The organism is Streptomyces sp. YS-3, assembly GCF_045257485.1.
GTDB lineage: Bacteria > Actinomycetota > Actinomycetes > Streptomycetales > Streptomycetaceae > Streptomyces.
This window is the reverse complement of sequence record NZ_JBJHPC010000275.1, coordinates 1-9,359: the sequence shown is the minus strand read 5'-3', so window position 1 is coordinate 9,359 and position 9,359 is coordinate 1. Positions and strand designations below refer to the sequence as shown.

At 71.7% G+C, this 9,359-nt stretch carries 10 protein-coding genes; 4 read left to right on the top strand and 6 right to left on the bottom strand.

Annotated features, from left to right (window positions below; all coding sequences use genetic code 11):
* Both ACJA3G_RS21650 and ACJA3G_RS21645 read left to right on the top strand, forming a co-directional pair.
* A partial coding sequence (locus tag ACJA3G_RS21650) for a TetR/AcrR family transcriptional regulator (RefSeq protein ID WP_406554678.1) occupies window positions 1–620 on the top strand: 620 nt, incomplete at its 5' end.
* 94 nt (window positions 621–714) lie between these two features.
* Window positions 715–1,449, top strand: coding sequence for a bifunctional DNA primase/polymerase (locus tag ACJA3G_RS21645; RefSeq protein ID WP_406554677.1), 735 nt, complete (start codon window positions 715–717; stop codon window positions 1,447–1,449).
* 189 nt (window positions 1,450–1,638) lie between these two features.
* Here the strand turns inward: ACJA3G_RS21645 and ACJA3G_RS21640 are convergent, their stop codons facing one another.
* Genes ACJA3G_RS21640 through efeO form a run of 4 tightly spaced genes read right to left on the bottom strand, consistent with a single transcriptional unit; the run spans window position 1,639 to window position 5,999 of the window.
* Window positions 1,639–2,610, bottom strand: a complete 972-nt coding sequence (locus ACJA3G_RS21640; protein WP_406554679.1) for a hypothetical protein — start codon at window positions 2,608–2,610, stop codon at window positions 1,639–1,641.
* A complete protein-coding gene (gene efeU, locus ACJA3G_RS21635) occupies window positions 2,498–3,505 on the bottom strand; it encodes an iron uptake transporter permease EfeU (RefSeq protein WP_406554676.1) in 1,008 nt (335 codons plus the stop codon). Before efeU ends, ACJA3G_RS21640 begins: the two co-directional genes overlap by 113 nt.
* 25 nt (window positions 3,506–3,530) lie before the next feature.
* Window positions 3,531–4,823: an iron uptake transporter deferrochelatase/peroxidase subunit gene (efeB, locus tag ACJA3G_RS21630; protein WP_406554675.1), complete on the bottom strand. Its 1,293-nt coding sequence runs from the start codon at window positions 4,821–4,823 to the stop codon at window positions 3,531–3,533.
* Between the two features lie 33 nt (window positions 4,824–4,856).
* A complete protein-coding gene (gene efeO, locus ACJA3G_RS21625) occupies window positions 4,857–5,999 on the bottom strand; it encodes an iron uptake system protein EfeO (RefSeq protein ID WP_406554674.1) in 1,143 nt (380 codons plus the stop codon).
* A gap of 327 nt (window positions 6,000–6,326) precedes the next feature.
* On the opposite strand from efeO, the gene ACJA3G_RS21620 reads away from it, so the two are divergent.
* The gene (locus ACJA3G_RS21620) at window positions 6,327–7,004 is read left to right on the top strand and encodes a PhzF family phenazine biosynthesis protein (RefSeq protein ID WP_406554673.1); all 678 of its coding nucleotides are present in this window, start codon (window positions 6,327–6,329) and stop codon (window positions 7,002–7,004) included.
* A 106-nt stretch (window positions 7,005–7,110) separates the two neighbouring features.
* Here the strand turns inward: ACJA3G_RS21620 and ACJA3G_RS21615 are convergent, their stop codons facing one another.
* A complete protein-coding gene (locus tag ACJA3G_RS21615) occupies window positions 7,111–7,797 on the bottom strand; it encodes a heme oxygenase (biliverdin-producing) (RefSeq protein ID WP_406554672.1) in 687 nt (228 codons plus the stop codon).
* Window positions 7,798–7,839: 42 nt separating this feature from the next.
* Window positions 7,840–8,697 carry a type I methionyl aminopeptidase gene (gene map, locus ACJA3G_RS21610; RefSeq protein WP_406554671.1) on the bottom strand — a complete coding sequence of 286 codons (858 nt, stop codon included), beginning with the start codon at window positions 8,695–8,697 and terminating at the stop codon, window positions 7,840–7,842.
* 77 nt (window positions 8,698–8,774) lie between these two features.
* On the opposite strand from map, the gene ACJA3G_RS21605 reads away from it, so the two are divergent.
* The gene (locus tag ACJA3G_RS21605; RefSeq protein ID WP_406554670.1) at window positions 8,775–8,999 is read left to right on the top strand and encodes a hypothetical protein; all 225 of its coding nucleotides are present in this window, start codon (window positions 8,775–8,777) and stop codon (window positions 8,997–8,999) included.
* Window positions 9,000–9,359: the final 360 nt, after the last annotated feature.

Below are 9,359 nucleotides of genomic sequence, written 5' to 3'. Positions count from 1 at the left end.
GAGCGAAGGCACCCGCCTCCCCCCACGCGAAGGCACCCGACTCCACCCGCCGCAGCGAGCGCTCGCGGCGCGCGATCTACGACGCGGCGCTCTCCCTCGTCGGCGAGACGGGCTACGCCAAGACCACCATCGAGGGCATCGCCGCCCGGGCCGGCGTCGGCAAGCAGACCATCTACCGCTGGTGGCCCTCGAAGGCCGCCGTGCTGCTGGAGGCGTTCGTCGACCTCAGCCGCCAGGCCGTCCAGGGCGAGGTGTCCCTGCCCGACACCGGTGACCTGGAGTCCGACCTCAAGCTGGTGCTGCGCGCCACCGTGGACGAGCTCAACGACAACGCCACCGAGGCGCCGTACCGGGCGCTCGCGGCGGAGGGGATCGTGGACCCCGAGATCGCCGCCGCGTTCGTCCACAACCTCCTGGAGCCGCAGCTGCGGCTGTACGTGGACCGGCTGCGCTCCGCACAGGACGCGGGCGAGGTACGGGCCGACGTCGACCCGCGCACCGCCCTGGAACTGCTGGTGGGCCCCCTCTCGCACCGCTGGCTGCTGCGCACCCTGCCGCTGACCCACGCGTACGCGGACACCGTCGTCGAGTACGCCCTGCGCGGACTCGCCCCCCGCTGAGAGCCCCGGGTTGGGGGGTACGGCCTCGGCGGGCGCAGGATGGTGGGAGCATGGGAGAAGGTTCTCGCGGGGCAACGGTGAGGTGAGGGGATAGATGGGCGCGGAGTACGGGCGTTCCGGCAGCTCGGAGAGCAAGCTGTCCCGCTGGCTGCGCAGGCGTCCCAAGGATGCCCCCGGCGCGGACACGGGCCGCCTCGATCTGCTGCTCGCCGCCGCCGCCGCGAAGCTGCCGCTGGCCCCGGCCGCGTATCCCGCCGGCTACCGGTGCTCCTGCGACCGCGTGGGCTGTCCCACCCCGGCGCGGCACCCGGTCTCGTTCGCCTGGCAGACGCAGTCGACCACCGACCGCGCCCAGATCGAGCGGTGGGCCCTGGGGCAGCCCGAGGCGAACTTCATCACCGCGACGGGAATGGTCCACGACGTGCTGGACGTCCCCCTCGACGCGGGGCGCGAGGCGCTGGAGCGGCTGCTCGCGGAAGGCGTCGAGGTGGGCCCGGTGGCCGAGTCCGGGGGCGTCGGCGACCAGGCCCGGATGCTCTTCTTCACGGCGACGCGGGGGACGCCGGAGGACGAGGACGAGTGGTGGCCGTGCGAGCTGGACTGCCATCCGGAGACGATGGACGAGCATCCCGGGCTGCGGTGGCACTGCCGGGGCAGCTATGTGCTGGTGCCGCCCGCCCGTCTGCCGGGGGACCACGTCGTGGCGTGGGTCCGAGGGCCTGAGCACGAGCTGCCCGATCCGCTGACCCTGCTGGAGTCCCTCACGGACGCGTGCGCCCGGCACGGCGCCGGCGACGCCCACGCCGTGGCCTGGCCCCTGGGCCGCTGAGCCCCTCCGGGGACTGTTGCCCGTCTGCGGGCCGGTGGGGCTCGCTCGCGCAGTTCCCCGCGCCCCTTCAGGCAGAAGGCCTGGCCCGGTACCGCGATGACCATGCGGTGCCGGGCCACGCCTTTAGGGGCGCGGGGAACTGCGCGAYCAGCCCCCGCCGGCCCGCAGACGAAAACGACCGCCCGCCGCCTACTCCCCCTTCGCCGACACCAACCCCTGCAACCGGTTGATCACCGTCACCGCACCCCGCCCCGCAGGGACCCGCGCCGCGTCGTCCGAGACGCGCTCCTTCGTCACCGTCGACTTCGCCTCGCCCGTCATCAGGGCCCGTACGTCCGCGTTGATGTTCAGACGCACCCCCTTCGCCGCCGTCTGGCGTTCGAAGTGGCGGGTGGCGAAGAAGGCGAGGGCGCCGCCGTCGCGGGTGCGCAGGGCCAGGGGGGCGAAGTCGCCGCCGTCCAGCGGCTGGTCCACGTACTGGGTGGACATGCCGGGCAGGATCGCGTTCTTCTTGCGCTGGTCGCGCCACTCGGTGGTGTGCGGGCCGGGCGCGAAGGTCTCGGGGCGGCCGGTGCGCAGATACGCCACGTAACTCTCGCTCAGGTCCTTCGGGGCCACGGCGAGGCCGGTGTCGTCGGGACGTACGGGCTCGGCGAAGCCGTCCTCGTCCACGGCGAGGGCCGGTACGTCCTTGGGGGCCAGCACCGAGAGGTGGGCGACCTTCCAGACGTCGTCCGCCCCGGCGCGTACGAACACCAGGAGCCAGCGCGTGTCGGTCGGCCCGGTGTCCTTGTCGCGGTTGGAGTCGGTGTCCGCGACGAACCAGCGGGGCCAGCCCGCCTTCCTGGGTATGGAGAACCGCGCGTCGGTGAGCTCCAGCGGCACGTGCTGCGGGTTGCCGCCCGGGTCGGTGACGTGGCGGGCCTGGAGCCCGGCCTGGTTGACCGCGCCGAGCGGGCCGGTGACCCGGCCCGCGTCGAGGGCCGGGTCGTAGGCCTTGTCGGCCCTGTTGTACGCGTCCGTGAAGTCCCTGAGCGCCTGTGCGGCCTCAGCCCTGGTCGCCGACGGGACTACTTCCCGCTCGCCGTGCACCGTCACGCAGCCGCTCGCCGTCACCGTCAGTACGGTCACCGCCGCGAGCGCCCCCGTCAGCCGCCTCACCCTGCTCATGGACTGCCTTCTGCCCCTCGTCCTTCTTGGCCGCCTGCTGGGCCGCCGCCGCGGGAGCGGCGCTCCCGGCGGACTTCGCGAACCCTACCGGGGCGAAGAACAGTGCGAGCGTGGGGATGAGGTACAGCGCCCACACCGTGACCTGGAGGACGGTCGGGTCGGGCTGGAAGTTGAAGACGCCCTTGAGGACCGTGCCGTACCAGCTGTCCGGCTCGATCGTGGAGCTGATGTCGAACGCCAGGCTCTTGATGCCGGGGATGAAGTCGGCCTCCTGGAGGTCGTGCACGCCGTACGCGAGGACGCCCGCCGCCACCACGACCAGCATCGCGCCGGTCCAGGTGAAGAACTTCGCCAGGTTGATCTTCAGCGCGCCCCGGTAGAACAGCCAGCCCAGGAACACCGCCGTGGCGAGCCCGAGGAGCGCGCCGACCAGCGGGTCGGTGTTGCCGCTGTCGGAGCCGGCCGCGTGCACCGAGGTCCAGACGAACAGCGAGGTCTCCAGGCCCTCCCGGCCGACCGCCAGGAAGGCGGTGGCCACCAGGGCGCCGGTGCCCAGGCGCAGGGCCGCGTCCAGCTTGCCCTGGAGCTCGGACTTCAGGAACCGCGCGGTGCGCCGCATCCAGAAGACCATCCAGGTGACCAGGCAGACGGCGACGACCGACAGCGAGCCGCCGAGCGCCTCCTGCGCCTTGAAGGTCATTTCCTGCGAGCCGAACTCCAGGCCCGCGCCGAAGCCCAGCGCCACCAGGACGGCGACGGAGATGCCGATCCAGATGGGCCGCAGCGCCTCGCGGTGGCCGGTCTTGACCAGGTACGCGACGAGGATGCAGACGACCAGACTGGCCTCAAGACCCTCGCGCAGGCCGATCAGATAATTGCCGAACATTCGTTTCCCCTCAGCCCTCGGCCGATCAGCTGAACAGTGCCCGGCCCCACCAGTCGTCCTTGTCGCGGACGCCGGGCGGGACGGCGAATATCGCCGAACTCACGTGCTGGATGTACTCGTTGAGCGCGTCGTGGCGCGCCAGGCTGCGCTGGACGGGCAGGAAGCCCTTGCGGACGTCCCGCTGGTAGGCGAGGAAGAACAGGCCCGCGTCCAGGCGGCCCAGCCCGTCGGTGCCGTCCGTGAAGGAGTAGCCGCGGCGCAGGATCGTCGCCCCGCCGTTGGAGTCGGGGTGCGCCAGGCGCACATGCGCGTCCGGCTTCATCGCCTTCAGGAACGGCTCGTCGCGCTCCTTGGCCTTGCCGACCGGGGCGCCCTCGCCCTTGTCGCGCCCGAACACGTCCTCCTGCTCCTGCAGACCGGTGCGGTCCCAGGCCTCGATGTGCATCCGGATGCGGCGGGCCACCAGATAGGAGCCGCCGGTCATCCAGGGCGAGCCGTCCTTCTCGCCGACCCAGACGTGCTGGTCCAGCGCGGCGGTGTCGGTGCCCGAGACGTTCCGGGTGCCGTCCTTGAAGCCCATCATGTTGCGCGGGGTCTGCGCCTCGGGCGTGGTCGAGGAGGTCTTGCCGAAGCCCAGCTGGGACCAGCGCACCGCGGCGCGGCCCATGGCGATCCGGGCCAGGTTGCGGATCGCGTGCACCGCCACCTGCGGGTCGTCCGCGCACGCCTGGACGCACAGGTCGCCGTCGCTGCGCGCCGGGTCGAGGTTGTCGTGCGGGAACTTCTCGATGTCGACCAGCGCCTCGGGCCGCTTGCCCTCCAGGCCGAAGCGGCCCTTGGCGAAGAGCGAGGGGCCGAAGCCGACGGTGAGGGTCAGCCGGGACGGCTTGAGGCCGAGCGCCTCGCCCGTGTCGTCCGGCGGCGCCTCGGCGAGACCGCCGTAGGCGCCCTCGCCGACCGTCTGGCCCGCGGTCATCCGGGCCGCGGCGGCCGTCCAGTCCTTGAGGAGCTGGACCAGCTCGGCGCGGTCCTTGGTGGTCACGTCGAACGCGGCGAAGTGCAGCCGGTCCTGGACCGCGGTGGCGATACCGGCCTGGTGGACGCCGTAGAACGGCACGGCCGCGCCGGACTCGGCGGCGGGCACCGCGTCGCCGCCGTCACCGCGCACCGCGGCGACCGCGCCTCCGGCCGCGGCGGCGCCGAGCGCCAGGCCCGCACCGCCCCAGCCGAGCAGGGAACGGCGGGACGGCGCCGAGGACTTCGCGTCCCCGGCGGTGTCGGTGGTGGTGCCGGCGTCGGCGTCGGTCGTGTCACTCATGGCGTATCCCCTCCTGTTCTGTCCGCGTACGGGTTACTTGGCGACGGCCGCGGCGAGCTTGGAGAGCGGCTCGCTGAGCGCGTTCACACCGTCGGAGAGCTGCTTGCGCTCGCTCGCGCCGACCTTGTCGTACGGGGTGAAGTCGTAGGAGTTCTTGTCGGCGCGGTACTTGTCGAGCTGGGCCTCGATCGCCGCGAACTGCTTGTCCAGCTCGGCGGTGAGCTTCGGGTCGTTCTTCGCGGCGACCGGCTTCAGCAGCTCGTACGCCTTCTGGGCGCCCTCGACGTTGCCCTTGAAGTCGACCAGGTCGGTGTGGCTGTAGCGCTCCTCCTCACCGGTGACCTTGCCGGTGGAGACCTCGTCCAGGAGCTCCTTGGCGCCGTTGGCCATGGAGGTCGGGGTGATGTCGGCGGTGCCGACGCGCTTCTGCCAGTCGGCGATGTCCGTGGCGAGCTGGACCCCGAGCTTCTTCTCCTCGTCACCGATCCTGCCGTCGGCCCACAGCGCCTTCTCCAGACGGTGCCAGCCGGTCCACGTCTGGCCCTTCTCCAGGCCGTCCTCGCGGGTGTCGGTCTTCGGGTCGATGTCACCGAAGGACTCGGCGACCGGCTCGGTGCGCTCCCAGCCGATGCGCGAGGGGGCGTACGCCTTCTTCGCGCCCTCGACGTCACCGGCCGCGACGGCGTCGGTGAAGGTCTTCAGCTTCGGCAGGGTCTCGTCGGCCTGCTGCTGCACATAGGTGCGGTAGGCGGCGACGGCCGCGTCCAGCTTCGGGTCGCGGCTGGGGGTCTGGCCGCCGCCGGTCACGGTGACCTTCTGGCGGATGCCGTTGCCCTTCATGCCGGGCTTGCAGGCGATCTCGTACGAGCCGGCCTTCACCTCGGCGGTGAGGTTCTGCTTGAGGCCGGGGCCGATGTTCTCGCGCTCGGCGACGATCCGGTCGTCCGGGAAGAGCAGGTAGACCTCGGTGACCTTGGAGCCCTTGTTCTCGATGGCGAACTGCACGTGCCCGGCCGCGAACTCGGTCCTGGACACCTTGCAGGCGTCGTCCGAGGCGGTGACCTGGATGGCGCCGTCAGCGCTCTTGGAGTCGCTCTTCGAGGAGCAGCCCGTGACGGCGGCCAGAGCCGCCGCGGCCGTGGCAGCGGTGACAACGGAGAGACGGACGGCTCGCATGTGGGCTCCACACTGGTTTCGGTCAGGGGGTGAGGCGGACCTAACTTAACCGAGGCTTACCTGACCGATACCCATCGGGTCCGTGATTCAGCTCTCACCTCGTCCCAGGTGACACCGGTCGATAACAGGCCAATCACAAGAAAGCCATGGCGAGGTCAAGGAGCGGTCAAGCAGTGCTGCGTGGACCATGATCCATCCGGTTTGCCCCGGGCTCACACCCCTGCGCATGGCTGATTTCCCGCGCCCCCGCGCGCTTCCCTGCGCCCCTGTGATCCCGTCCGGGTGAACACCGGCCCCCGGCGTTCGCCGGTGCTGTTGAATGCGGGGGTGACGGAAAACGGCGTACCCGGCGTCCTCATCGACGTACTGAGGGTCTTCTGCGGCCCCGACGGCCGCCACGGCAACGCCCTCGGCGTGGTGCGCGAGGGTTCGCTGCTGCCCGACGAGGCGGCCCGGCAGGCGCTGGCCAAGGAGCTCGGCTTCAGCGAGACGGTCTTCGTGGACGACCCCGAGCGGGGCGCCGTCGACATCTACACACCGGGCCTGCGGCTGCCCTTCGCGGGGCATCCCCTGGTCGGCGCGGCGTGGCTGCTCGACGTGGACGTACTGGAACTGCCCGTCGGAGAGGTGTTCGCGCGCCAGGACGGCGAGTTCACCTGGATCACGGCCCACCCGGGCTGGGCCCCGCCGCGCACCCTGCGCCGGTACGCCTCGGCGGCCGAGGTGGACGCCCTGGAGGTGCCCGAGCCGGGGGAGTGGGTGTACGCCTGGGCCTGGGAGGACGAGGCCGCGGGCCGCGTCCGGGCGAGGGCGTTCCCGGGCCGGGGCGACGGCATCACGGAGGACGAGGCCACGGGAGCGGCGGCCCTGCTCCTCACGGCCCAGCTGGGCCGGGCCCTGAACATCACCCAGGGCGCCGGCTCCCAGCTCCTGACGGCCCCGGGCCCGGACGAGACGATCGAGCTGGGCGGCAGGGTACGCCTGGAAACCAGCCGCACGGCGTGAGGGGGCCGCGGCCCCCGGTGCCGACGCCCCGCAACCCCCCAGGGGCGCGGGGAACTGCGCGACGAGCCCCCACCGGCCCGCGGACAAAGAACACCGCGCCAAGAAGTCACGCGCTCCGCGCGAACTCCTCCCCCAGCTCCGAGAACACCGCCGTGTTCATCGCGAACGCCCGCCGGCACTCCTCCACCACCCGCTGCTTCTCCAGCTCGTCCACCCCCACCGCGTCCAGCAGCTCCCGGTACCCCCGCTTGAACGCGGCGGGATTCGGAATCGACTCGAACACGTAGAACCGCACCCCGTCGCCCTTCCGGGCGAACCCCCACGTCTTCTCGGCCCGGTCCCGGATGATCTGGCCGCCGGAGAGATCCCCGAGGTACCGCGTGTAGTGGTGCGCCACATACCCGGCGGGCCACGTCGCGGCACACTCCCGCACCCGCGCCGCGTAGGTACGTGTCGCGGGCAGCGGCACCGCGCCGCGCTCCCACCCCGTGCCCCGCAGATACGCCAGGTCCCGTTCCAGCGAGGGCGTACGCATCAGCTCCGGCCGGATGAACGGTCCCGCCACCGGGTCGTGGCGCAGCGCCGCCGCCCCCTCCTCCAGCGCCCGGTACACGAACCACAGCTGCTCGGTGTACCGGGCGTACGCCTCCACGCCCAGCCGGCCGCCGAGCAGGGCGCTCATGAAGCCGGAGTTCTCCGCCTCCGTGTGCCGCTCGTGCGACGCCGCGCGGATGCGGGTGGAGAAGCGCGTGGGGAAGGGCGTGGGGAAGGGCGTGGGGAGCGGCGGGTCCAAGGCGTGCCTCCGGAGAAGCGGGGCGACGACGGGCGACGACGGTCAGGGCAGCGTGAGGATCTCCGCGCCCGTCTCGGTCACCACCAGTGTGTGCTCGAACTGGGCCGTCCGCTTCCGGTCGCGCGTGACGACGGTCCAGCCGTCCTCCCACATGTCGTACTCGTGCGTCCCCAGCGTCAGCATCGGCTCGATGGTGAAGGTCATCCCCGGCTTGATGACGGTCGTGGCGTGCGGCGCGTCGTAGTGCGGCACGATCAGCCCGGAGTGGAAGGCGGTGCTGATGCCGTGGCCGGTGAAGTCGCGCACGACGCCGTAGCCGAACCGCTTGGCGTACGACTCGATGACGCGCCCGATGATGTTGATCTGGCGGCCGGGCCTGACGGCCTTGATGGCGCGGTTGAGCGACTCCCGGGTCCGCTCGACCAGCAGCTTCGACTCCTCGTCGACGTCGCCGCAGAGGTAGGTGGCGTTGTTGTCGCCGTGGACGCCGCCGATGTACGCCGTGACGTCCAGGTTCACGATGTCGCCGTCGTTCAGGACGGTGGAGTCGGGGATGCCGTGGCAGATGACCTCGTTGACGGAGCTGCACAGGGACTTGGGGAAGCCCCGGTACCCCAGTGTCGAGGGGTACGCGCCGTGGTCGCACATGTACTCGTGCGCGACCCGGTCGAGCTCGTCGGTGGTGACGCCGGGTGCGATGAGCTTGGCGGCCTCCTCCATGGCGCGGGCGGCGATACGGCCCGCGATCCGCATGAGCTCAATCGTTTCGGCGGACTGCACCTCGGGGCCGGTGTACGGCGCGGGCATGGGCTTCCCGACGTACTCGGGGCGGCGGATGTTCCCCGGGACGGAGCGGGTGGGAGAGAGCTCCCCTGGTACGAGCAGCGACTGGCCAGACATGCCGGCGAGTCTATCGAGCCGCGTTGGGGCAGCATGGTCGAGAAGGTCCGAGGGCGGACCGAGGAAGGAGCCTCTGTATGGCCCTGTTCAAGAAGCGCACGGCCGGAAAGCCGGGCGAGTGGTTCTACTGCCTGGTGCACGCCAAGGTCGAGGAGGGCCCGGAGTGTCCCGCCAAGGACCGCTTCGGCCCCTACGCGAGCCGCGAGGAGGCGGAGCACGCGATGCAGACCGCCCAGGAACGCAACCTGGAGTGGGAGACGGACCCGAAGTGGCACGACAAGGCCTCCGGCCAGGAGGAGTGAGTGCCCTGTCTGTGCCAGGCCTCCGTCTGCGGCCCGGTGGTGGGCTGGTCGCGCAGTTCCCCGCGCCCCTGAGGTAGGTAGCCGCCCCCGGGATTCGGTGGCGCGAGCAACCCCCCTCGGGCCGCGGACGAAGGCGGGTTTTCAGGGGCGCGGGGAACTGCGCGAGCAACGGTCCACCGGGCCGCGGACGAAAACGGCTTTTGGGGGCGCGGGGAACTGCGCGAGCAACCGTCCACCGGGCCGCGGACGAAGGCCTGGCACAGACAGGGCACTCACTCCTCCTGGCCGGAGGCCTTGTCGTGCCACTTCGGGTCCGTCTCCCACTCCAGGTTGCGTTCCTGGGCGGTCTGCATCGCGTGC

Coding starts and splice junctions, on each gene's coding strand:
- map (WP_406554671.1), bottom strand. CDS start 8,697: ATGTCTGGCCAGTCGCTGCTCGTACCAGGGGAGCTCTCTCCCACCCGC.
- efeO (WP_406554674.1), bottom strand. CDS start 5,999: ATGCGAGCCGTCCGTCTCTCCGTTGTCACCGCTGCCACGGCCGCGGCG.
- efeB (WP_406554675.1), bottom strand. CDS start 4,823: ATGAGTGACACGACCGACGCCGACGCCGGCACCACCACCGACACCGCC.
- ACJA3G_RS21645 (WP_406554677.1), top strand. CDS start 715: ATGGGCGCGGAGTACGGGCGTTCCGGCAGCTCGGAGAGCAAGCTGTCC.
- efeU (WP_406554676.1), bottom strand. CDS start 3,505: ATGTTCGGCAATTATCTGATCGGCCTGCGCGAGGGTCTTGAGGCCAGT.
- ACJA3G_RS21605 (WP_406554670.1), top strand. CDS start 8,775: ATGGCCCTGTTCAAGAAGCGCACGGCCGGAAAGCCGGGCGAGTGGTTC.